The 22433-nt window shown below is 45.9% G+C and carries 34 protein-coding genes; 11 read left to right on the forward strand and 23 right to left on the reverse strand.

From position 1 onward, the window contains the following. Positions 1–10: 10 nt before the first annotated feature. The gene (locus tag EVJ24_RS12330; protein ID WP_233589696.1) at positions 11–535 is read left to right on the forward strand and encodes a hypothetical protein; all 525 of its coding nucleotides are present in this window, start codon (positions 11–13) and stop codon (positions 533–535) included. Between the two features lie 331 nt (positions 536–866). Here the strand turns inward: EVJ24_RS12330 and EVJ24_RS12335 are convergent, their stop codons facing one another. The 7 genes from EVJ24_RS12335 to EVJ24_RS12365 form a co-directional block, all read right to left on the reverse strand. Continuing rightward, positions 867–1739 (reverse strand): DUF2268 domain-containing protein, encoded by an 873-nt coding sequence (locus EVJ24_RS12335; protein WP_233589697.1) that lies wholly within the window; start codon positions 1737–1739, stop codon positions 867–869. A 375-nt stretch (positions 1740–2114) separates the two neighbouring features. Continuing rightward, a complete protein-coding gene (locus tag EVJ24_RS12340) occupies positions 2115–2507 on the reverse strand; it encodes a hypothetical protein (RefSeq protein WP_071398972.1) in 393 nt (130 codons plus the stop codon). A gap of 21 nt (positions 2508–2528) precedes the next feature. Continuing rightward, complete coding sequence (locus tag EVJ24_RS12345; RefSeq protein WP_071398973.1) at positions 2529–3014, reverse strand: hypothetical protein; 486 nt, start codon at positions 3012–3014, stop codon at positions 2529–2531. Between the two features lie 13 nt (positions 3015–3027). Further along, positions 3028–3507 carry a hypothetical protein gene (locus EVJ24_RS12350; protein ID WP_071398974.1) on the reverse strand — a complete coding sequence of 160 codons (480 nt, stop codon included), beginning with the start codon at positions 3505–3507 and terminating at the stop codon, positions 3028–3030. 58 nt (positions 3508–3565) lie between these two features. Next, the gene (locus EVJ24_RS12355) at positions 3566–4384 is read right to left on the reverse strand and encodes an SMI1/KNR4 family protein (RefSeq protein ID WP_071398975.1); all 819 of its coding nucleotides are present in this window, start codon (positions 4382–4384) and stop codon (positions 3566–3568) included. Then, the gene (locus tag EVJ24_RS12360) at positions 4381–4878 is read right to left on the reverse strand and encodes a hypothetical protein (RefSeq protein ID WP_145984895.1); all 498 of its coding nucleotides are present in this window, start codon (positions 4876–4878) and stop codon (positions 4381–4383) included. Before EVJ24_RS12360 ends, EVJ24_RS12355 begins: the two co-directional genes overlap by 4 nt. Further along, on the reverse strand, positions 4863–5360 hold the full coding sequence (locus tag EVJ24_RS12365; protein ID WP_071398977.1) for a hypothetical protein: 498 nt from the start codon (positions 5358–5360) through the stop codon (positions 4863–4865). Before EVJ24_RS12365 ends, EVJ24_RS12360 begins: the two co-directional genes overlap by 16 nt. Before the next feature lie 78 nt (positions 5361–5438). Here EVJ24_RS12365 and EVJ24_RS12370 point away from each other — a divergent pair, with 78 nt between their 5' ends. Further along, entirely contained in the window at positions 5439–5642 is a 204-nt protein-coding gene (locus EVJ24_RS12370; protein WP_071398978.1) for a hypothetical protein, read from the forward strand. Between the two features lie 3 nt (positions 5643–5645). Here EVJ24_RS12370 and EVJ24_RS12375 read toward each other — a convergent pair whose 3' ends face one another. From EVJ24_RS12375 to EVJ24_RS12420, 10 genes are all read right to left on the reverse strand, one after another. Beyond that, the gene (locus EVJ24_RS12375) at positions 5646–6119 is read right to left on the reverse strand and encodes a DMT family transporter (RefSeq protein ID WP_071398979.1); all 474 of its coding nucleotides are present in this window, start codon (positions 6117–6119) and stop codon (positions 5646–5648) included. 12 nt (positions 6120–6131) lie between these two features. Beyond that, complete coding sequence (locus EVJ24_RS12380; protein ID WP_071398980.1) at positions 6132–6791, reverse strand: Crp/Fnr family transcriptional regulator; 660 nt, start codon at positions 6789–6791, stop codon at positions 6132–6134. A gap of 11 nt (positions 6792–6802) precedes the next feature. Next, on the reverse strand, positions 6803–7228 hold the full coding sequence (locus EVJ24_RS12385; protein ID WP_016510013.1) for a DMT family transporter: 426 nt from the start codon (positions 7226–7228) through the stop codon (positions 6803–6805). 19 nt (positions 7229–7247) lie between these two features. Then, positions 7248–8186: a DMT family transporter gene (locus tag EVJ24_RS12390; protein WP_131441512.1), complete on the reverse strand. Its 939-nt coding sequence runs from the start codon at positions 8184–8186 to the stop codon at positions 7248–7250. 115 nt (positions 8187–8301) lie between these two features. Beyond that, a complete protein-coding gene (locus EVJ24_RS12395; RefSeq protein ID WP_071398982.1) occupies positions 8302–8784 on the reverse strand; it encodes a hypothetical protein in 483 nt (160 codons plus the stop codon). Then, positions 8759–9247 (reverse strand): hypothetical protein, encoded by a 489-nt coding sequence (locus tag EVJ24_RS12400; protein ID WP_071398983.1) that lies wholly within the window; start codon positions 9245–9247, stop codon positions 8759–8761. Before EVJ24_RS12400 ends, EVJ24_RS12395 begins: the two co-directional genes overlap by 26 nt. 6 nt (positions 9248–9253) lie before the next feature. Then, positions 9254–9748 carry a hypothetical protein gene (locus EVJ24_RS12405; RefSeq protein WP_131441513.1) on the reverse strand — a complete coding sequence of 165 codons (495 nt, stop codon included), beginning with the start codon at positions 9746–9748 and terminating at the stop codon, positions 9254–9256. 11 nt (positions 9749–9759) lie between these two features. Then, positions 9760–10221 carry a hypothetical protein gene (locus EVJ24_RS12410; RefSeq protein ID WP_131441514.1) on the reverse strand — a complete coding sequence of 154 codons (462 nt, stop codon included), beginning with the start codon at positions 10219–10221 and terminating at the stop codon, positions 9760–9762. Positions 10222–10232: 11 nt separating this feature from the next. Then, positions 10233–10688 carry a hypothetical protein gene (locus EVJ24_RS12415; protein ID WP_131441515.1) on the reverse strand — a complete coding sequence of 152 codons (456 nt, stop codon included), beginning with the start codon at positions 10686–10688 and terminating at the stop codon, positions 10233–10235. A 78-nt stretch (positions 10689–10766) separates the two neighbouring features. Continuing rightward, positions 10767–11234, reverse strand: coding sequence for a hypothetical protein (locus EVJ24_RS12420; protein ID WP_131441516.1), 468 nt, complete (start codon positions 11232–11234; stop codon positions 10767–10769). Between the two features lie 150 nt (positions 11235–11384). Between EVJ24_RS12420 and EVJ24_RS12425 the strand changes: the two genes are divergently transcribed. Both EVJ24_RS12425 and EVJ24_RS12430 read left to right on the forward strand, forming a co-directional pair. Beyond that, complete coding sequence (locus tag EVJ24_RS12425) at positions 11385–12590, forward strand: MFS transporter (protein WP_131441517.1); 1206 nt, start codon at positions 11385–11387, stop codon at positions 12588–12590. 14 nt (positions 12591–12604) lie between these two features. Further along, the gene (locus tag EVJ24_RS12430; RefSeq protein ID WP_236637655.1) at positions 12605–13036 is read left to right on the forward strand and encodes a MarR family winged helix-turn-helix transcriptional regulator; all 432 of its coding nucleotides are present in this window, start codon (positions 12605–12607) and stop codon (positions 13034–13036) included. Between the two features lie 42 nt (positions 13037–13078). Here the strand turns inward: EVJ24_RS12430 and EVJ24_RS12435 are convergent, their stop codons facing one another. Further along, positions 13079–14119 carry a flavin monoamine oxidase family protein gene (locus tag EVJ24_RS12435; protein ID WP_131441519.1) on the reverse strand — a complete coding sequence of 347 codons (1041 nt, stop codon included), beginning with the start codon at positions 14117–14119 and terminating at the stop codon, positions 13079–13081. 458 nt (positions 14120–14577) lie between these two features. On the opposite strand from EVJ24_RS12435, the gene EVJ24_RS12440 reads away from it, so the two are divergent. The 5 genes from EVJ24_RS12440 (at position 14578) to EVJ24_RS12465 (ending at position 17071) form a co-directional block, all read left to right on the forward strand. Next, on the forward strand, positions 14578–14859 hold the full coding sequence (locus tag EVJ24_RS12440; protein WP_131441520.1) for a hypothetical protein: 282 nt from the start codon (positions 14578–14580) through the stop codon (positions 14857–14859). Between the two features lie 190 nt (positions 14860–15049). Further along, positions 15050–15502: a helix-turn-helix domain-containing protein gene (locus EVJ24_RS12445; protein ID WP_071398992.1), complete on the forward strand. Its 453-nt coding sequence runs from the start codon at positions 15050–15052 to the stop codon at positions 15500–15502. An 835-nt stretch (positions 15503–16337) separates the two neighbouring features. Next, on the forward strand, positions 16338–16565 hold the full coding sequence (locus EVJ24_RS12455) for a hypothetical protein (protein WP_131441522.1): 228 nt from the start codon (positions 16338–16340) through the stop codon (positions 16563–16565). Beyond that, positions 16565–16780: a hypothetical protein gene (locus EVJ24_RS12460; protein ID WP_131441523.1), complete on the forward strand. Its 216-nt coding sequence runs from the start codon at positions 16565–16567 to the stop codon at positions 16778–16780. The genes EVJ24_RS12455 and EVJ24_RS12460 overlap by 1 nt, the downstream gene beginning before the upstream one ends. Before the next feature lie 18 nt (positions 16781–16798). After that, the gene (locus tag EVJ24_RS12465; protein WP_131441524.1) at positions 16799–17071 is read left to right on the forward strand and encodes a hypothetical protein; all 273 of its coding nucleotides are present in this window, start codon (positions 16799–16801) and stop codon (positions 17069–17071) included. A gap of 26 nt (positions 17072–17097) precedes the next feature. On the opposite strand, the gene EVJ24_RS12470 is transcribed toward EVJ24_RS12465, so the two are convergent. Together EVJ24_RS12470 and EVJ24_RS12475 are read right to left on the reverse strand one after the other, a co-directional pair. Continuing rightward, entirely contained in the window at positions 17098–17568 is a 471-nt protein-coding gene (locus EVJ24_RS12470; RefSeq protein ID WP_131441525.1) for a hypothetical protein, read from the reverse strand. A 52-nt stretch (positions 17569–17620) separates the two neighbouring features. Beyond that, positions 17621–18043 (reverse strand): Lrp/AsnC family transcriptional regulator, encoded by a 423-nt coding sequence (locus EVJ24_RS12475; protein WP_131441526.1) that lies wholly within the window; start codon positions 18041–18043, stop codon positions 17621–17623. 146 nt (positions 18044–18189) lie between these two features. Between EVJ24_RS12475 and EVJ24_RS12480 the strand changes: the two genes are divergently transcribed. Continuing rightward, complete coding sequence (locus EVJ24_RS12480; RefSeq protein WP_131441527.1) at positions 18190–18771, forward strand: cysteine hydrolase family protein; 582 nt, start codon at positions 18190–18192, stop codon at positions 18769–18771. Between the two features lie 22 nt (positions 18772–18793). Here EVJ24_RS12480 and EVJ24_RS12485 read toward each other — a convergent pair whose 3' ends face one another. The 3 genes from EVJ24_RS12485 to EVJ24_RS12495 all read right to left on the reverse strand — a co-directional run bounded on the left by EVJ24_RS12485 (position 18794) and on the right by EVJ24_RS12495 (position 20262). Further along, positions 18794–19108 carry a nucleotide pyrophosphohydrolase gene (locus tag EVJ24_RS12485; protein WP_131441528.1) on the reverse strand — a complete coding sequence of 105 codons (315 nt, stop codon included), beginning with the start codon at positions 19106–19108 and terminating at the stop codon, positions 18794–18796. An 84-nt stretch (positions 19109–19192) separates the two neighbouring features. Further along, complete coding sequence (locus tag EVJ24_RS12490; RefSeq protein WP_131441529.1) at positions 19193–19414, reverse strand: TIGR04104 family putative zinc finger protein; 222 nt, start codon at positions 19412–19414, stop codon at positions 19193–19195. Between the two features lie 278 nt (positions 19415–19692). After that, the gene (locus EVJ24_RS12495; protein ID WP_131441530.1) at positions 19693–20262 is read right to left on the reverse strand and encodes a YdeI/OmpD-associated family protein; all 570 of its coding nucleotides are present in this window, start codon (positions 20260–20262) and stop codon (positions 19693–19695) included. 146 nt (positions 20263–20408) lie between these two features. Here EVJ24_RS12495 and EVJ24_RS12500 point away from each other — a divergent pair, with 146 nt between their 5' ends. Beyond that, complete coding sequence (locus EVJ24_RS12500) at positions 20409–22430, forward strand: phospholipase D family protein (protein WP_131441531.1); 2022 nt, start codon at positions 20409–20411, stop codon at positions 22428–22430. Positions 22431–22433: the final 3 nt, after the last annotated feature.

Consider the following 22433-nt stretch of genomic DNA (forward strand, 5'->3'; position numbering starts at 1 on the left):
AGACGAATCCATGAGTATCCCCATTTACATCATCGCAACATGTATAGTTCTATTCATCTTTATTGTGACTGTCACGCTTTATTTTCAGGCTTACAAGCGACATATCAATCAAGCGCTACACGGAAACTCAAGAACACATTCCCCGATGGTCCCACCTTACAAAATCACTGTCATCCTGTCGATCGTTCTTTTATTAATTAGTGTATTGATTAGTTATTTTGCGGGATACACCAATGCGTACAAAGCATATGAGGAAGATACGTGGATCCTCGCTCCGTCTGATATTCAGACATTTCACGCCGAAATTCAAGGAATCGAAGAAAATCGGATAACGATTAAAGGTAATTCATTTAACGATGAAACGAATCAAACGCTTATGGAATATGAAATTTTTGATGAACAAGTATCCATTTACAAGCAAGATCAAATCATTTCTCTATCAGACTTATCAAAGGGTGATTTGATTTTAATCACCTTGTTAACTAACCGTTCGGGTACAGATGTGTTTAAAATCCAATTATTAGAGGATAAGTAAAATCATTGTTACCAATGGAATACGAAAAAGATGAATCCTGTACAGTACAGGATTCATCTACTTGAAGTAGCATAAATTTTTTAAATGTCCTTACATAGGGTACATATTAATCGTCTTTTGGCTTTACCATGATTTTGAAGAAATTAGACGTCACAAAATTGCTGTATAACATCTGATCCGTTCAAAATAAATTAAAACAGAGTTTTAGAAGCGGTGCTCGAAGCTTGCGTGGGTACGAGACACTTCAAGTTTTATACTTACTCTTGCACCTCATGACCTTATAACTGCTACCATACGCCCGAGAAAAAACATTAGTCCCCCATGTCTGTCATCATTTAAGAAGCGCTTCATATTTGTAGCCCTCTAAAATGTCATGGTCTTCTTTGAACGTCCATTCTGGAATCGAAAGATGTGGATGTGACGCCAAATAGTGATTGAGCATATCCCTCCCGAGCATGTAGTTGCTCCATCGCGGAATTTCTTTTTGATTGTTTCCGACTACGAAATCGCTAAATGTTGTTTCGTAGTGATTCACTAGACTGGCTATATGTCTCGCGGTCGCATCATCCATCGGTACGTTCCACGGAGGCGATACGTCTTTGACAATGCGATCGGCAAATGCATCCGCCTTCCCTTCCACGATGACCGACTTCAGGACCGAACTAATATTAAAGCCCGGTTGGTCATAAAGGATCAGATGATGGTACTCATGAGCCGTCGAATAAGCCAGGATTTCTTTGTCGAAGTCTGCATCGAGATACAACACGAAGACGTCTTTATAAGCTGCGCCGCCTACGCCGGCCATCGATTCACTCACAGAGGAGAATTCAGGGTTGAACGGTGCAAGGAACACCGTACTTTTCTTTTTCGGGAGTACTTGACTTGAGTCCGAGTAAGTCGTTCTAATGATTTCTGTAATTTCATCATGTCGCTGAATCAATATCTCAATTTGCTTCAACAGTTGTTGCTCGTAAGAAGTTGAGGTCAGCAAGAAGTTTCCTTTCAAATCGGCTGTAGAAAACTTCTCGTCTTCTCCGATTTCTTCTATGTAATCCAGAACAAATTTCTTAAATAATCGCTTGTTTTCTTCCATATCTTCGGTCTCAAGCGATGCGTTCAAATATTGTTGATATTGTGTATAGAGTGGCACAATCTTCAATTCGTTCGCTTCGTTGATTTCTACAGTTTCGATTGGGACGTCCACTTCTTTTCGCTTCGACTCTACCGCTTGCTCTTCATCAGTACATGCTACTAACAGAAATAGGGGGATGCAGCATAGAAAAACGACTAATCTTTTCAGTTGAACGACCTCCATTCTATGCTGTGATGATTCAGATTCGAATCTTAATTTGTGAAATTACACCATACGATAAATTGAATACCTCACGTTAGCCAAAAAAGCTCAAGCGACGAGATAAACTGTACCGTTATGACTTTTTAATTATATTCAGCTCTGCTCGTTCATTTTTCCAATTATGAACTTTAGCACGAAAATGACTCCACCTAACACGACAGCAAAGGTACCAAGTGACCAGAGCATGTCAAACACTCGCATATCCATCCTATTCATCCTCTCCATTTAAAGGTTATTTAGATTCAAAATCTCGTTCACATCGTAGGTGTACATCGAATCGACTTCAAACACGTCGGTCCCTTCCATTCCTCGAGTGAAAAGTATTTCATCGTCTTCTCCGACCCAAACGTTCACCATCGCTTCCATCGTCGATTCAGACAGATTGTTCACGGTGATGACGTAGTCTGGTATGCCCATGACTTCCGCTTCAGACAGGGCACTCGTTTCAATCAGTTCCAGGAATCGTGCAATCTCCGCTTCGTCTGTGAACGGTTCACCCGAAAAGACGGACATACTCTCACCTACATACGTCTCAACGATGAGTTCATGATTATCTTCGCTACGTGTATTTAAAAATAAAAGTCCGACAATTAAAAAGAAGACTAGTCTTCGTCTCATCCATCCGCACGTCCCTTTGGTTTACTTGAACCGATTTTTAGACGCATCCCGATGCGCCGTCCGAAGCTCATGGTTCGTCACATGTTCTGGATCAATCAGCTCGAGCTTCCGGTTCACCCAGACCGACAAGAAAATGAATGGGATGAAGAGTGCGAGCAACATGATTGCGAAGACGACAAGCGAGCCTTCAATCGACCAAGCGATGGCGATGAAGATACCAAGCAAGATCACATTGGCGAGCACGATGCCGAACTCGATACGGACGAACTTTTGATAGCGCGCCTCGTCGTTAAACGTGAGCAGTAAGTTCATCCGGTGCCAAGCCCGATATAAACTTGGTAGCTGGGTCGCCATGATGATCACGGCGAACGTCGCCACTTTGATTTCTTGCGTGAAGATGAAGTAAAAGGCGATTCCTAAAATCGCGAACGTGAGCAAAAGCGCCGTCCGGTTCACGTTTCGGTCGTTCTCGACCATTTGTTTCAATCGTTCCTGCTTTTCAATCATAATTTTTCCCCCATTACGATGTCTTTCGTGTGCGGCGCTCGATTTGCGCTTTACTGAGTTCGGTCCCTGTCACATGCTCTGGGTCAATCGTTTTCAACTCACGGTCGATCCGGAAACCGAGCGTCATGAACGTGATGAGTCCGACAACGATGACGATGATAAATGTAAGCAATGTGATCCATCCGAGCATTGAACTCGTGATCAACATCAGGAGAAACACGAGATTCCCGACGGCCAAACCAAACTCGGACCGTACTTTCTGTTGATAACGGGCATCGTCGTTGAACGTGAGCAACAACTTCATGCGGTGCCAGCCTTTATAGAGCATCGGGAATTGTCCGACCAAGATGATTGGCAACAAGAGCAAAACCTCTGTCGTCATAAAATAAATGATGAACAGTGCGATGAACCCCATCGTCGGGTAAAGCGTCTGCTTTTGTCGCTTCTGGTCGTTCTCAAGCATCTGTTCAAGTCTTACGTCATGGTCAACCATCAAATCCTCCTAATAAAATATCATTTCCTTCTTTTACGAATCGATAGTGCAAAAGGTTTCATTCGACTTTAATATCGTTATCAAGAATGTACATCGTTTCGTCGTAGCGTTGTTTACTATAGTCGTCGTCTTGCCTGTGGAGCGTCTCAAAAAATGCTTCGAACAGTTGTTGATTTAAAGGCTTCCGTCGAATGATGACTTCTTGAATGACGCTTGTCGCCGTATCTCGTAACAGCTCGTGATCCATCCATGTCAACAGTTCACGAACGAGCTCATCCACTCCGAGCGAGTCCAATCCATTGAACCAAATTACCGCACCGTGCAATTTTTCTTTCGGTTCCTCGCTGTAAAGCAGACGTCGTGCATCGTCTAAGAGTGACTGCCTCTGCTTCACTTCAGCGACCGGTTCTGGAATCATTTCTGCATACACTCCCATGTCGACCGTCGTGAGCGCTTCGCTAAATTGACTGAACGAGTCGAACAAGACATCAATCTCTTCCGTATCCGTATCGATATAGGCAATCTTTGGCGTTGCTCCTTCACGGTAATCGAACACGAGGAAGAAATGTCCATCGCCTGCGAAGGCGATTATCTGGTCATCCTCGACACCCCATTCCGTCAACAAGGCTCTCGATTCGATTAACCCTTTGTGACGCCCAACCCCAGAAATTGAATCGACGAGGGCGATGTCATCTTGTCCATTCCATACAATCGGCAAATCGCGCTGTTCGACATATCCCCCGTTTTGGATACGAATCGCCTGGAGATAATCGTCCGGCAGTTTCACCCCGAGGCGCCCTTCCACTTCAATCAATACGTCGTCCGTTAATACGGGCAACCGGTTCGGGTCGTCCGGTATATCGTTCCAAATGATCATTGTTCTCCTGCTTTCTTCATTCGTCTGTATTGGCGAATGTCTTGATTCGTCACATGCTCTGGGTCAATCTTTTTGAGTCGCTCATTCACCCACCATTCAAAATATAGGAATGGTAAAACGATTAGCGTACCAAGCAATGAATACGTTACGTTTTGAAAGTTTTGAATGACTGTGCCCCAAACAAATATAGCGAGCCCGATTACCGTCATGAAGATGAATAAAAAGTTGATTCGAACATATCGGCGATACAGCTTATCCGAACTAAAGCGGAGCAATAGCTTCATCCGCAACCAGCCCCATAAGACCAGTGCTGCGTAAATGATTACAAAGGCCGCGAACACTTGAACGTTCGTCAACGTATACCGACTATGAAGATAGAATGAGCTTAAGATGATGACGGCGACTAGCAGACCAAACAAACGAATCGATACTTGTTCAAACCGCATCAATTGAAGCAAGCGATTTGTATGCGCAACCATCACTTCTCGTCCCATTTCCGTTTCATCTGCTCCCGCTTCGTCAACCCGAACAGACTGTCGACGACGTGCTCGTCATCGATGCGTAGCAATCGTTTGTCGATCAACGTCGCAGCCAATAAATGGACGACCAATATGCTGACAGCCACGCTGCTGAGCGTCGATAGTTCAAAGAAGTTTAATTCATGTCCTATCATTAAACCGAACATGCCCCATAACATTGCAATGTCCCCAATCCCTTTTACTCGAATCAATCCTTGATACGCACGATTGTCATTGAACGACAGCTGCGTGCGCGTCTTTCTCCAGGACATATAGCTAAACGGCACCGCAATAGTCGTGACAAACAGAAACATCGCACTATGAGTTAGCGAAAAATTCCCATAAAACCATAGTCCTGCGGCTAAACCAATCAGACCGATTCGAAGCGCCGTGCCCATGCTAGACTGCTTTTCAGCCAATCCATATAGTTCTTCAGTCCGTTCTTTCCGTGTAATCATCCAATCTCCCCCTTTGAAACCAAATCCATCCATGACGCGTATATACAACTAGCATACCAATTATTAGGAGGGATTTCGATGGATATCCTCATTTTAGCCGTCTTGCTCGGCATCGTCGGCTTTATTGTGACTCGTTCCTATACTTTATATCCGTCATCGTTCGAGGAACGCTCACTCATTCAACCGAACGCCTCGCACACGACAAAATGCCCGCATTGCCAAACCGTCGTGAGACGGCAGGAACACGGGCAAACTTGTACGAACTGTCGTAAATCATTCTGAAGATCAACCTACTTGTTTTACCTGCTGGCGCGCGGTTATTTTCTTCCCACTCAACTGGAACAACAGCACCCCGCCGACGATCAATACGATGCCAAGCGCCGTCTTCCACGTGAACGGGATCGCCTCAAGTCCGAACCAGCCGAGCGTATCCCACAGCAAAGCGAACAAGATTTGCGACACCATCACGATCGAGATGGCGTAACTCGGACCGAGCTGCTGGACGCTTTGCGTCACGCTCATGACGACACCGACACCGATGATGCCGCTGAACCAGTACCACGTCTCCATGTCACGTAAATCAAACAAACCGCCGCCTTCACTGATCAATCCGATGAAGAGCGAGGCGAGAAAACCAAGTGCGAGGACGAGCGTCGTCGTCGCCCAAGCCCCGACCCGTTGTTTCACGTTGGCGTTGAACGTATTTTGTACACAGACGAGCATGCCGCCCATGACCGCGAGCATCATTCCAAGTGCCATTGTCGTTCCCCCTCACTCATAAATACTCTCCCCTGCGGCAGCGATTAACCCGGCGCGATCGATGATTGCGATTGACCGACGATCCCGTTCGATCAATCCTTGTTCGACGAAGCGTTTGAGCGTCCGATTGACATGGCGATAACTCGTCCCGATCAAGTCAGCGATATCGGTCAACTCATCGACCGTCGACCCGAGCGCACGCTCGTCCGGCGTCATCGACAGCAAGTAGCTCGCGAGACGGACGTCGACCGGGTAAAACAAGTTGAAACTCATCGATTGCGATTTCAACTCGAACTTTCTCGTGATCTCTTCTAACAGATAATGGAGCCATGCCACATCGTCCGCCGCGTGCCGGGCCAAATCGTCGAACCGGATGACGAGCATCTCGACCGACGTGACCGCCTCAACCGTATTTAAGTACGGAGTCCGACGCACGTATTCGATGTCACCGATCAAATCGAACGGACGTTTGAACGACAGTACGAGGCGTTTACCCGTTGCCGACGTATGCGCTACGCGAATCTTGCCTTTGACGAGAAAATGGAGGTGGTGCGCGTCGTCACCTTGGGCGCAAATCGTCGCGCCCGGCTCGTAACGGACGAGCGTGAAGTGTTCGTGTGTCGCTTTTGGCAAGACTTGTAACTCTTGTTGCGTCAAATACTGTTCTAGCATCCGGTCCCCTCCTACCATTTCAACAAGATTATGCCGGCGACCATCATGGCGACACCGAGCAATTGTGACACGTTCAACTCACGCCGCACCATCCCGAACCAGCCGCGCCAATCGATGACGAGCGCGAGGGCGAGCTGCGCAATCAGAAACAAGGAGATTGTCAACGTGACGCCGAGCTGATGGACGGCCGTCATGTTGCTGAACAAGATGAGGGCGGCGAACGCGCCACCCGACAAATAGAGCGGGTGCACGTGTCGCATCTGTTTATACGTCCGGTCACGCACAGCCAGCATGACGAGAAGCGCCACAATGAAGCCGGTCATCTGCGTCAATGTCGCGGCCTGCCACGTGCCGATCTGAGAACTGATTCGTGCGTTGGCGACGCTTTGCAACGTTAAAAAGAAACCGCCGCTGATGGCGAACAAGACTCCGCGCATCGTATCCCCTCCTTATATGTTATGACAAGCGGATCATCATGATGCCGAGCACCATGACGAGCAAACTGACGAGTTGAATCCCGGTCACCGGATTTTTGGCTGCACCGAACCAACCGAACCGGTCGACCAGCAAACTTCCGCATAGTAAACCGACAATGACGATGACGACGGCGATGCCGGTCCCGACCATCGGGACAATCAAGACGTTCCCGCCGATGAAGAGCGCGCCGATGATCCCGCCAAGCCAAATCCACCACGGTTGTCCCGATAGCCCGCGCCATTCGACGCTCGGACGGAGGATGAGTAAGATGAGGAGAAGTGCGACGATTCCGACGACGAACGAGACGAGCGCGCCTTTTAGCGCAGACTCGAGCACAGTCCCTAAATAGCCGTTGATGGCGGTCTGCATCGCACTCATCATCCCGGTCCCGATTCCGAGTAAACGCCAGACGTTCAAGTTACCGGTCTCCACCCGGTTCGCGATGACAAATTTTCCGCGGCGTCGATTGATCCAGTCTGTGAGTGCGACCGTCCCGACGACCCCTAGCAAAACAAGCAAGGCCCCAAACACGCGCCACGGTGTAAGGACGCTCACGGTCGAATTGAACCAACCGAAGTGATCGATTAACAGCCCCATCACGATCTGTCCAAAGATTGGCATGATGACCGTCTGGACGCTGCCGAGCCGTGGGAACAAGAGGATGTTCCCCGTTAAAAAAATAACCCCTAACAAACCGCCCGACCACATCCAGATCGGCTGTTGCTGAAAGATTGACGAGTCGAACCCGAATCCTTGTCCAGAGACAAGAAGGATGAGCGATAAAAAGGTCGTCCCGACCGCGAATGATAGGAACGAAGCGACAAACGGTGACCCGACGATCGAACGCAGACGCGAGTTCACGCTCGTCTGTATCGGTAGTAAGATGCCGATCACGAGTCCAATAATAATGGCTAACATATTTCGTTTCCTCGATTCTATGATGTAGTGCAAGTGATTATCTCAATGTACATCTCACTCATATAAAGTATAAAGGACCGATGTCCTGAATCATAAAAAGACGAGTCCCGTTTGATTAGGAACTCGTCTTATGTTCGGTATTTCGTTGTTCTTTCGCTTTGCTCAAAACTTTCGCGGTGACATGGTCGTCATCGAACATCAAGATGAATCTATCGAGCCAGCGTGGGGTGAGGATACTGAAAACAATCAAACTGACAATGAGTGCCAGCAGAACTTGAATCGAAACAACACCTGCATGATAGAAAGCGAACAGGCTCAAAATCGCGACGAATCCGATCCATTCGAACACGAAGCCCATGTAGACCCAGCGTGTGTAGCGACGGCTTTCGTTGAACGTGAGCAAGAGCTTCGTCTTACGCCACTCCAGACATAAATACGGGAAATAGGAGATGGCCAAGACAAACGGGAGCCACGTCGGTGCCATATAGCCGACGACGACCGTGGCGATGAGCCCGGCAATCCAAATCCACCACCGTACAAACCAATGGGTATCGTCTTGTACGAGTAGCTGATTAATGCGTTCTTGTTTTGTCAGCATATGTACTCCTCTCATAAGATCGGTAGCCTTTTGTGATTTCATCTCGTGTCGGTTGATCCGGGTCTGCCTGTTTAAACTGCTTATGTATCGTGTAATGGCTCCAGCCCAAGATCACGAAACAGACACCATAGAGCACCCATCCGAACGTTGGAATGTGTATCCGACTGAGGAGAATCGTCCCCGTGACCAACACAATCCAGAGACTATACATCTGATACAAACGTTTCGTGAGCACCCTTCCTCGTCCGTTCGTAAAAGCCATCAACACCTCACCTTCACGAAGCATGAAACGAACGAGTCCGATGGCGGCAAAGATAGAACCGATGCCCCACATCCACCAGATATCGTCAAAGCCTAACGTGAAAGAGTTAAAAAAGATGAGGGCGACCGTCAGCCAAAAAATGATTTTTTGATGTGGTTCTCGATAAGCTCCGATTGCTTGAATTCGTTCTTGTTTCGTCATACCATTTCAGTCCTTTTCTAATTCATTGATTCCGTCAAGCCGACGCTTCAGCTGCTCACGACTGGCTTTTGCTAGCATACTGGAAGTAACATGTTCCGGGTCAAGTTGCAGCAGTTTCCGATCAATCCAAAATGGCAACAAGATGGCGGGTAACCCGCCAATCACCATCGCCCACACAAATCCATCACGATTCATGTGGCCCGTCAAAAACGAGGCTATAACACCGAACAATAAGAAGAAGGTGAAGCATAGTAAGAAAAAGTTCGATTTGATGAGACGACGATACGCCCAGTCGTCATTGAATTTCAGGTAGACAATCGTCTTCTTCCATTCGAAAAACAACGTCGGCACGAGGCCAACAGCCGCAATCATGACGGAGTAAGTCGTGTGCATCATAAAGTAGAACGCACCCAAGAAAAGGAGTATACTGCTCCCGATCATAAAGCTTCGATACGTTTTGTCGACTTGTAACAGCGCTTGGAATCGAGTTTCCCGGTCCATCAGTCTCCTCCTTAATCCCTGACATTATCGAGTCGAATCTCCCGAAACCTCGGATGCTCCGGGTCGATGTCCGTCAATCGCTCGTCTTGTTTTCGAATCAACCGGTATCCTCCATACAACACACCGATTGTCAGCACCACTATCCACGCATACATCCAACCGAGTTTAATTGTCAGTGCAAACGATAAAATGAATAAGACAAATAGCGCAAACATAGATCCGTTCCGACGGGCGATGATGGTTTTGGCATCCTCTTGCTCAGTCAATTCAACCTCGACCCGATTCGCCTTGAAAAAGATTCCGCCAAGCAGTAACAAGCAGACGAGTATGCCGGCCACGTACCATCCGTTCCATGAATCCGATTCAATCAAACCTACGAGGCAAAACACCATTGGAAATGTGAGCAGACTTTGAATAACGGCCGTCTTCACATTCGTTTTATAAATCAGATTGATGCGTTGTTGTTTTGTCATCGAATCACTCCTTAAAAGCTTTCCCGTTTTACGTCGCGACGCATCGGTTGCTCGGGATCAATTAGTTTTACTTTCTCATCAAGCAGGCGTTCGACAATCACCAGCGCTAACGCTGTAAGGGAGAAGATGAAAAACGGGACCCAACTGATTGTTTCTAACTTCAAAAGCAATGGGAAAAACAAACAGATGAAGACAACCATCATGTAGTCGAACACGTATTGAATGTGGATGACCCGCTTCGCTCGAATATGGTCTGTGAAACTGCTCATGAATCGACTTTCCCGCCCAATCATCACTCCGTACGCTAACAGCGACACCACCATCAAACTTCCGTAAACGATCGATCGTGTCTCAGTTTGTAGAAAGAAGAAGAGCAATATCCCAATCGGAATCGCAAAACCGAGCCTGACGAGAAGCCATTTCCGGTTTGCTTTTATCATTTTTTTCAAGCGTTCATGTTTGTTCATCAGAGACTCCTTTAGTTGTTATCGTTCATGTCACGTGGCACATGTTGCACGTTCACTAGCATTCTCATTTACAGCTATTCAAGCTCTCCAACTAAATCGTGTGCGTTGAATTTCTCGACGGGTCGGTTGCTCAGCATCTATCCATTCTATCTGTTGATCAAGTTTGAATTGAGTAAACAAAATTAAGATGGCGCTACCCATAAACAAAATGAATGGACTAAGTGTCAACATACTAAATCGCATCATAAGTGGAAAAATCACAGCCATCATGATGACAAACAAATAGTCGAGTTTATATTGAATACCCACTACCTTTTTAGCTTGCTCGTTCGGTGTAAGGCTTTTGACAAAGCTTGATTCTCGTGAGAATAAAACATTTGCTGTAATCGTCAGTGCTAGGAGCATCCCTCCCATTAGCCAGGGATCCGCCTCTGTCTGTAAAAAATAAAATACAAGTACACCAGTGGGAAGCGCAAAGAGAAGTCGTAACACTAACCATTGGGGATTCATCGTTTTTACTTTGCGTAATCGTTCTTGTTTACTCATCTCGTTCACCTCTTCTGTAATTATACGTTTCTCCGCCGAAGAAAGTTCCGTTTTTTTACATTTTTCTTCCCAATCCGTATTTCTTGACCAGATTCAAATCTCGATTTATAGTTTAGTTAACTTAACTTTATTTAAAAATGAGGTCTCCTTATGAACTTGCTACACAATTCCCGTTTCATTTTCACTTGGCTGTCCGGCATGACGCTGACGCTCGGATTTTCCATCTTCTTTTTGAGCATGTCGTGGCTCACAATCGATGTGTTGAAACAGCCGGCTCTGCTCGGAATCATCATGACGGCCGTCTCGTTGCCACGCGTAATTATGATGGTGTTCGGCGGTGTCTTTGCCGACCGCTATCAAAAGAGTCGTCTCTTATTTTTGACGAACCTCGGGCAAGGTGTCTTAATGCTCGTCGTCGTCGCGCTGCACTTGGCCGACGCTTATTCCGTGATCGTCTTAATCCTTATCTCGATCGCGTTCGGGATATTGGACGGCATGTCGTATCCGGCGCTATCTTCACTCATCCCGTCTCTAGTCAAAAAACACGAGCTTCAACGCGCCAACTCGTTATTCCAAGGGTCGCTCGAGCTCATGTTCGTGATCGGTCCATTTTTAGCCGGTCTTCTGTTGACGTGGGGCGGCTTCGGTCTTAGCTTTAGTACAGCGGCTTCGCTCATCTTTATCTCTGCTTTCTTGATGATGCCGCGGCTGATTCGAGACCATATTCCAGCGGCACAAACGATGTCGCTCAAGCACGTCGTCTTTGATTTGAAAGAAGGAATCCGCTACGTCTCAAAGACACCAATCTTGCGAAGCGGTACGTTCTCGATTGCGATCGTCAACTTGTTCATCATGGGACCGCTCATCATGAGCATCCCGATCCTCGTCGGCGAACGAGGTGGAACGGCGTTTGATTTGAGTCTGATTGAAGGTGGACTCGCCGTCGGGACGTTCGTCGCAAGCTTCCTCGTCCTGTTGTTGCGGTCGGTCCACCGCGGCCGCTTCGTTTTCCGCGCCTTGTTTTTGACGATTGTCGCATTTCTCTTCTACACGCAAGCCGAGTCCATCCCGATGCTCGCTTTCGCGGCGGCCATGAGCGGCTTCATGCTGATGCTCGTCTATTTACCGGCCGTCACGCTCATGCAAGAGCATAGCGACCAAGATAAGATCGGTCGCGTCATGAGCATCATGGCACTCGCCGCGTCCGGCCTAGAGCCAATCGCGTTCGCCGTTCTATCAATCCTTGTCGCGTTGTCCGTTCCGATTCAAACACTCCTCATCACGTTTGGTATAATCGGATTAGTATTGAGTATCGTGTTATACGTGCGGAGCCAGACTTTCCGTAACACGCGATGAAAGGAGAACGCCCATTGAACGACACACGCAAACAACAAGTCATCGAGATGTATCGTCAAGTCGACGAGCTCGACTTGTTGTTCACCAAATACTTTACCGACTTGAACGAGTTTGAACTCAGTTACCAGCAAGAACAGATGTTGCTGCTCTTCAAACGAAAAGACACATGGACGACGACCGAAATCGCGACGAAGATGAACATCTCAAAAAGTGCGGTCAGCCAAGTACTCAAGGTGCTCGAGCAACGTGAGTTCGTCCAGAAAGAGAAAAACCCGGACAATTTGCGTGAGAGCTTCATCCGGCTCGGTCCGGTCGGCCTCGACTACTCGAAACAAGTCGACCGGATCGAAGAACAGCTCGCCGAAGAGATGTTCTCTGTGCTAGAGGATGACGAGATGAAGATGATCAATCGCGCGCTCGCGTTGATGATTCAGAAGTTCAAATAAAAAATGCGTATCGTCCCGACTTGGGAGGATACGCATTTTTGGTTAGAATTGCTCGACGACCCGGATGGCAGAACGGAGCGCCCCTTCGATGTGACCGCCGAACATGGAATCCGTCTCGGTCCCGGCGAGTGAGAGACGTCCTGCCCAAGCGGTGTCGAACGTAATCGGTCCATAGACAGGGAAGTCGGTCAACGGTTGGGCATCTCGTGGACTTGCCGTATCGCGGTCACTTGACCAATCCACGTACAAGACGTCACGCGGCTGACGCGCCTCTTCTCCGAACAGTCGGACGAATTGCTCGACGACGAGACGATTGAGCTCGTCCCGGTCTAGTGTGGAACGCTCAAAAGGTGACAACCGGAAGAAACCGAACAGTGCCCCGTACCCTCCTGGCGCTGACGCGTCATGAATCTCCTGTAACACCCCGGACCAACTCATACCGAGACCCGATAAGCCGGCGTCTCGCCAAAACGGTCGGTCATACACGGCGACCACTTTCGCTTGTCCAGCCATCCACGTCGGTGTAGCCGACAGCTTCGCCTTTGTCGCTTCAGACAGTTCCGGTTGAAACGAGATGCGTGAGACGAGCCGAGGTGGGATGGCTAACATGACGTGTTGGAACGTTTTTGCCCATCCTGCTTCGACCGTGACCGATACCCCGTCTTCTGTCTGGTGAATCGACGTGACGGTCGTCTCGAGTTCGATTGTCCCTTCTGGAAGTCTGGCAGCGAGCGCTGTGGTCAGTGTTGCCATGCCGCCTTCAAGTCGCATCGACAGAACGGTCTGCTCGGGCGGCAACGTGTGGCGCTCAATCACACCAGCTTGCCGCTCGAGCATCAAGTCACCGGTCGCATGTTGTGGGAATGCTCTCAGGCCGAGCTGGTCGACGAGTTGCGTGATCGTCTCCTCGGTGTCCGGCCAATACCATGTCGGACCGAGGTCGAAGCCGTTTTGGCTCAACACCCGTCCCCCGATGCGATCGCGCGCCTCGAACACGGTGACGTCATAGCCTTTTTCGATGAGGAGCGAGGCGGCGTACAGTCCGCTTACGCCCGCCCCGATGATAGCGATAGATCGATTCATTGAAATACTCCTTCTTTATGTGTGGTGCTCCCATTATACTGAAAAAGATACTTCTACATGACTTGAGCGAACCGCTCGGGAAAGGGCGTTACGACGTGAAACGAATCTTCTATTACCTTTCATTTCCCTATATCTTGCTGATGCGAGGATTACATCGGTTCATCAAAACGGAAGCTACAATGTCTAATGCATTTATGCTGTTCTTTGTTCCTGTCCACATCCTCATAATCGGATATAGCCTTCCAGTTTCGCTATTACTAGAGATTGTGAGTGTGCTTTATCTTTCGGCAGGACTCTTTACCCCAATGTTTTACTTCGAATCGGATGTCAGACGCAGAAGGACAAAACCATGCTACATCCCACGCAATGAGTGGTGACGTTCAAGAAAAAAATCAATACGTCTTCTAAAAGACTAATCTAAATCATCTGAGCAGACCGCTCAGGAAAGGACGGTTCAAGTGCAGCGTTTGTTTTATTATCTCTATTTCCCGTTCATCTGGTTGATGCGTATATTATATCGGTTCATCAAAACAGAATCGATGATGACGTTTGCGTTATTTGTCATCTTTGCCCCGTTGATGATTTCAATATTAGGTGATTTTATTCAACTACCACTCTACTTGAAGACGTTTGCTACATGCTATATCTCGTTAGCCATGTATACACCGTTTCATTATTTTGATTCTGACGTCAGACGGCGACGCACCAAGCCTGGATACGTTCCACTTAATGAACGGTAACGTCTATTTACCAACATGCCCAATACCGTCAAGACGCTCCTTTATCCGTTCCTCGTAGGCATTCGCCTGTTTTCTAGATTTTGAAGAGGTAAAATTTTCATTTATATACTTGTCTATCTATTTATGTCTCTATTGCCCCAATTACATTTATAGTGTAATATTACACTCGTACGAAAGTTGAGGTGTTTGAATGAACCAGGAAGAACTGATTGATATTGTGTCGCAAAGAATAAGGTTAATCCGCTTAGAGAAAGAGTTTTCACAAGAAGAAATGTCTAAAATTTTGGGTATTTCAAAAAAAACATTGATTCAAATTGAAAAAGGAAGAGCGGTAGCCAGTTGGAACGTTGTTGTCACATGTGTAGCCTTCTTTGAACAAAGTGAAATCTTACAAAATGGTCTAGGGGAAGATAGCTTGGAAGTTGTAAGGCTAGTTACATTTAATCATATCGAGGAACCTGTCATGAAGACATTGGGTGGGAAGATTTGGTGGAAAGAAGTAGAAAGACGAAAAGAGTTTAGACTCCAACAAAATGTTGTGACCCAACATTTTCGAATTATTGATGATTCAAATTACCGGTGGTTCAGTTCCTTTGAGTTGGAGGAAGCCATGCTTCATCTGAAATATTTAGAAAAAAAGTGAAACGTCATTGGTGTTTCTGAACAATCCACTTAACGTTGTGTTGTTTGTTGACGTTTTATAACAAAGCAAAATCTTATTAGAACCATCTAGAAAACGAGCTAAATCTAGATTACATACAAATGAGAGCTCAGAAAGGAACTATTTATGAAAATTATTAAAACATTTAGTTTTTGGTTTGTCCTTGTCTCTCTGATTGTCTCCTACCTAAACTTTACTAACCAAGATGATAAAGGCCTCTTGTTCTTTTTTTTCGGATTAGATCCAATTCTATATCACATGGTCTATAGTGAAACATTTCGGAGCTTTATAATGGATGAATCGACTCTTGAAATTTTGTGGACGGGTTATATCCTCCGAGTTGCAGTCGGATTGTTATATGGTCTGACTCTAGACTTTTTAGTGTATCAAGTAAAAAATAAGCTGATAAGTAATAAAAGAGCAAATTAAATGGGGAAATTTTACGGAATTTTGGTTACTAGTCTTTTGACGGCAACGATCTTATGTATTTTTGGACAAGGGATTGCCTACTTTTTAAGCGAGCACGTTGTTGGGATTCATCCGATTTATTATTTAACGGGATTGACCATTTTGGGATGGCTATTATATTTGGTAAGCGTCTTTTTAATACCTCGATTATTTAAGCACCAAAACTCGACTTATACATACTTTCGGGAACTTATCATGGCGTTGTTCATAATAGCACCCATTGCTGTTATCTGGTCGATTTTTGTGGTGGCCATGTGGTGGGGGTAGATTTTACTTTATATAATTGTGTGTTTAAATACTCGCGATGACATATGCTGGTTTTGGATTACTTTGGTAAGGAGGAAACAGAATGGATATCTTACTTATGTCACTTTTTAGTTTATTTTCGATGCTTGTCCCACCCGCGTTAATCATCACCGTCATCGTGTTGATCTTTCGATTCATGGGTCGCTATGAGAAGCGAGCAGACGCGCGACTCGAGCTTGAACGTCAAGCTGCAGCTCATCAGCAACAACAATTCGACGTCTTAGTGGAGCGCCTCGAGCGAATCGAAGAAAAAATAGAGGTGCGTCCTTAATGTCGACATCATTCACAATTTGGACGAAACGTCTCGTCGTCACAGCCATCATCGTCGGTGTGGTGCTATTTTCGACGATTGCCTGCCAACGCGTATTTAACATGTCGGAGATCAATCTGCTGGTCGACAAAGCGGACGAACAACATCTAAGCTATGAATTGATTATTCATAATCCGTTCACCAATGCTTACAGTTTCGATATCATCGATGATTAAATCGAAAGGAGTGTTTGAATGGATTGGACCACTATCATGTTGACTGCCTCGTTGCTTTTGAACGCCTTCTTGCTCAATATCATTGCTGAGCAAGCAAAAGATGTACGTGCACTACGGCGAAAGCAAATTCAGAATGATCCTCTCCTACAAGACGATGCGTTGGTTGCAACGTTGAAAGAAAAAATAGACACGGATGGCATCATTCCGGCAATCAAGTATTTGCGCGAGACATACAACATGACACTCGTTGAAGCAAAACAACTAGTCGACTGGGTAAACGAAAAGGAGTAGCGCGCGCTACTCCTTTTTGACTGCCTTCATTTAGTATAGAAACCGACTTTACCGCATTCATATACTTTATGAGTGACATGCTCAGGGTCGATGTTAGCGAGCTTTTGATCAATTTTAGAAGAAGCCATCCACGCAAATAAGTTGAATGCCACCACGAGAATCAAAATATTCGCTTGTTCCGGACGTAACAGCAACATCACAATCAATATACAAAAAATCAAAATCACGACCATCCCGTTCCAATATTCATACCAGACGAGGCGCCGATAGTCGGGGGCATCGTTGAACGTGAGCAACGTCTTCGTCCGTGACCATATTTTGACGAACCCAATGGCTGGAATGAACAAGACGAACCAAATTAGTTCAGCGAGTCGACGCTCGCCGGTGAACCAAAATATAAGGCCGAGTAAGACGATGAACAATCCAAGAAGGAACGCTTGGCGAGTGGAACGTTTCCCTGCTTCGTATAAGTGATCAAACCGTTCGCGTTGGGTCATTCACTCTTTTCCCCTTTTCATCGCACAAGATTTCTAAATCGATATGTGCTATTCACTCAATCGGTTTAAACGATACCGGCGATGACAGATTGATGAGTGACGATGGTTGTCCGTACGCCATCGATTCATCGATGAACGTCTCGAGCGTGCGTACGTTCTCCGTCACAACTTTGACCAAGTAGCTGTACTGTCCGGCGAGACGATGACATTCCATCACGCTCGGTTGTTGCCGGCAAAACTCACGGAATGCCTCACACCGTGTCGTATCGTACAAAATGAAGGCCGTCACATGCTTTCCTAACTTTTCAGGATTAATCACGGCACGATACCCTGTGATGACCTCGCGTTCTTCGAGGCGCTTCAATCGTTCATTGGCAGCAGGTGTTGATAATCCAATCCGCTTCCCTAACTCCGTGACAGAAATCCGCGCGTTCTCCTGCATCAAGCTGACGATATGTCGATCGATTTCATCCATTTCCCGCCCCCCTTTCAAATTATAAGTTGTATCTCCAAACTTCCGTTCATTTTAAGGAATCACACGCATAACTCCGTTTATATTCTATGTAATCAAACCTTCCTCCCCGCTACACTTAAGATAACATTGAAGAGGGGGAAACAGACATGAAGCAAAATACAGTCGTACCATTATTGATTATCGACGTCCAACGAGCGTTCCGCGACCCGAGTTGGGGCAATCGGAACAATCCGATGTGTGAAGACAACATCGCACGACTCATCACGACTTGGGAGGAAACCGATCAGCCGATTATCTACATCCAACACGTCTCACAAGTGCCTGAATCGTTATTTTACTTTCAGAAGGACGGCCATTTGTTCCAAGACTTCATTCGTCCACGCGCACAGGACACCATCCTCACCAAGCAGGTCAACAGCGCCTTTATCGGCACGAATCTGGAAGAGCTTCTCGAAGCATATCAAGCGAAATCCATCATCGTCACTGGATTGATCACGAACCACTGTGTCGAGACGACTGCCCGTATGGCCGGCAATCTCGGTTTCGGACCGATTGTCGTATCCGACGCGACGGCGACGTTTGACCGTCGTTCAATAAGCGGCTCCTTGATTCGAGCGGACGTCATTCATGACGTCTCCCTCGCCAATTTGAACGAGGAGTTCGCGACCATCCAAACGACGGATGAGGTCATCGCGATGATTCAGACGAAAGCAGTACAGGCCTTGTAACGGGCCGTACTGCTTTTTTCATTTATGCCTTTTCCTGCGGAGCTGGATATTTCATCGCGTTTTTCTCGAGCTTCTCTTCAATCGCCTGGGACACATCAATTCCTGCCGCATGGGCAAACGTCAGCGCGTAAATGAGGATATCCGCGAGCTCTTCTTTCATTTCGACGTGTTTCGTCTCGAGCGCTTCTTCGCTCGACACCCATTGGAACAACTCCAACAGTTCGCTCGCCTCAAGCGACAACGATAACGCCAAGTCTTTCGGGTTATGGTGGAATGCCCAATCGCGCTCGTCACGGAATTCAATCACTTTATTCATCAATCGTTGTACTTCGTTCATTTATCCACGTCCTTGTTTTGTATTGTAAGAAAACTCAAAAATAAATCTTCATACCTGATTATTAGGGGTCTGTTGATTCAATCCTTATGGAAAAAGGTCATTTTGATCGCTTAACTTGATCCGGAAAAAAAGAAACGGAACAAATAAGAGGCTAATATACCCCAACGTAAACAACTTTTGTGTCTCATTAGAAATGTATTGTCGTTGACCACAGTTCGGACAGGCTTTTCCATCTTTTGAAAACCCAAGTGACAGCACTTCTTTAATTTTCCACTCGTAGTGACAATTCGTGCAACGTGGTACCATACTCCCCCTCCTTCTCTATCTTCTTTTACGAATAAACACCTGAGAAGTTCCGCATTGTCACAGTGACCGTATAAAATGCGAAGAGCATATCTGAATTCGGCTTTCGTTCATCGTTATGGTGTTTTTCTCAACCTCTCTCTTAAATCAACTCCATATAGAAACACGCTGGTAAAACAGTGAATAATGGCACGTATCGATGAAACCCCAATCCTTTGTCATGAACCTCATATTGAATTGCCCAACAGGCGAGAACAAACGACAAAATCAATCCAAGTAGCTTAATCACCGAGTAGACGCCCCCCATCATTCCACTGCCCATACATCTCGTTGGCTTTTGTCTTCTCGATAAACTTATCAAGCCGTTTCACATACAAATCGCGGTCTTGGCGAACACTTTGTATCGTATCGATGCGGATGCGGCGGTATAACTCAGGGAATCCCATGAAGTGTTCATACACTTGCATGTCCTCTTTCAAGCGTTCGATTATTTCTTCATCAATGACAAATGATTCGTTCCGCATATCAGGCAGAACACGCATTCCGCTCTCTGTCATCAACCCCAATCGTTGGAGCCTGCGGACACGTTCTTTGTTCAGTTCTGTCCAATTACTTTTCTTCCTTCTTGGCGAAAACCGTTGCGCTAATTTATCTTCCTCTGTTTTTTTAGCAATCCCATCAATCCACCCGAAACATAACGCTTCTTCCACGGCGTCTAAATATAATAGTCCATCGCTGCTCCCCTTCCGACTAAGGATGACCCAGCAAAACGATTGTTCGTCTTGATGTGCTTCAAGCCATTTTCGAAAGTCGTTCCGATGCTGAAATCGCAGGACTTGTTCAATTTCCATGTGTTTTCTCTCCCCTATCAACCTTTTCTTTATTATCTTATGTACGAAGACGGGAGGTAAACAAAAAGCAGCTCTTATGCATTCCTCTTCATCCTAGGACTGTCATGAGTTAGAATCGGGAATATTTACATACGGAGGTGAAAACAATGATTCGTTACTATAATACAGACGAGGAACGATTTATTGAGACAACGTTTGAAGACGAAATTCGCGGATACGACTCATTTCGTGCCATCACTTATGTTACTTCATTCGAGATTATCAACGATTTAATGGCGTCCTTTGAAAAGGTTCAAATCATTCATGGATTCCCAGGAACCTCTTTTCAACTTATCAACCACCTCCTCGATATTTTAAAACGTGTTGAAGATATTCGCTTACTAACACCAGAGACGTTCAATGCGCTATTTGATGAGCGTTTAGAAATATTTCTGGCTCACTCCATTCCAATTCATCATAAGACCTATATTTTAGAAAAAAACAATCATTATAAAATTTTATCCGGCAGTGCCAATTTAACAATTTCTGCGCTTCAAGGGAGAAACCATGAGATGCTCTTTATTTGGACGGGTCATACAAGTGATCCGTTTTATCAGCAGATGGATCAGATGTGGTCAGAAATCAAAAAAGACACGATTGATTACATCGATCCTTCTTCACTAGATTCAGTGTTAAACAATCCCGAAGAAGTAATCGAGTCGTTTATAACGGATGTCACAGTCCCGCAAACACTCGTCCAAGAAGCAAAACCAGAAATTGAAAAACATCACTCTCAAAAAGTAGATACCGTCTTTGAAGAAAAAGCAGCGCCATCCTTCTTACCGCTCGTTTTAACAAAAACAGGACGACGCAAAAAAACTAAAGTCGAAGAAATTCGAAAACAAGTTCATCTTGCAGTCGATGAACGATTATCAAGTTATGACGTATCGAAACAATCTCCGTGGCAATTCGATTTTGACGTGCATGATTTCATCATCGGTGAAGACTACTTGCAAGATTTAGTTCGAGACGAAGAACTCCCCTCCGCTGAAGGAATTATCGATATGATTGAAAGCTATGATCAAAATAAATTCAGTGATGAGCGTCATCAAGTTTTCACTGGAATCGTGTATTTGTTGACCTCTCCGCTCATTTGGAAAATCCGTGAAATCTACACGGAACATCATCTCCCAAAAGAAGATGTTCCTGTCGTGATGAATATTGTCGGTGATGGACAAACAGGAAAAACGACGCTCGTGCGTGAGTACTTTTCGACCCTATATGACTATCCTTCTCTCCCCACCTTTTCCATGTTAAAGAATGCCCCAAAAGGAAAGAAAACGAGTTCTCGGATTGCTAACGACTACATTGACGGCTATCTCCACTCTGACTGGGTTAACCCACTCATCATTGATGAAGTACCGAACAATTTTTTTACAACTACGAGCGGTGAAAACAATGTAAAGTCTTGGTCGAACGATCGTACAGGAATCTTTCCGATTTTAATCACCACTTTAAATATTTCAGGAGCACTCGCCAAACCCCAACTCCTTCGTCGCATCTTAATGATCCCAATCGATTCTAAATATCGCGAATCGAAAGACCAACCGTTTGACGTGTACCAACTTATGAACAACCTTGATCCACTGTTCCCGCTATTTTTTCTAGATATGTTGGCAAAACGTCTCGATCGAATTTCACTAGATGATATCGAGCGACTCAAGGCGGACTATTTGGCGCTATCAAAAGAAGTACTATTCACACTATCTCCTGAGCTGAAAACATATGCGACCGAAAATGGATTCCTTACAAATTACGATATCGTCAATCACAGAGGAAAGACACTATGGGCGATGACACTCATGTCGAAGGCTGATCACATCTGCATCAACCCAAAAAATGAAAATGAAGTTATTGTATACGAATCTGCATTTAAAACACATCACGATCGGACAGAGGCTAAGACGTTTTTACCTGGTGGTGTACTCGTGCAAAGTGGCGGGAACAGCTTAACGTTAAATAGCGAGTTACTTGAACAGTTCGTTGGATTCTCGATTCAAACGGTTTGGGACAATCAATCTGCCTCCCGAACCGGTAAACAAATCGCGGATGCGATGGCAAAGCAATTAACTCCGTTATTGGAAAACAAGAAAAAGCCTTCGCGATTGAAGGCTTGGTGGAAAAAATGATGA

Origin of the sequence: Exiguobacterium sp. SH1S21 (assembly GCF_004337175.1) — a bacterium.
GTDB lineage: Bacteria > Bacillota > Bacilli > Exiguobacteriales > Exiguobacteriaceae > Exiguobacterium > Exiguobacterium aurantiacum_A.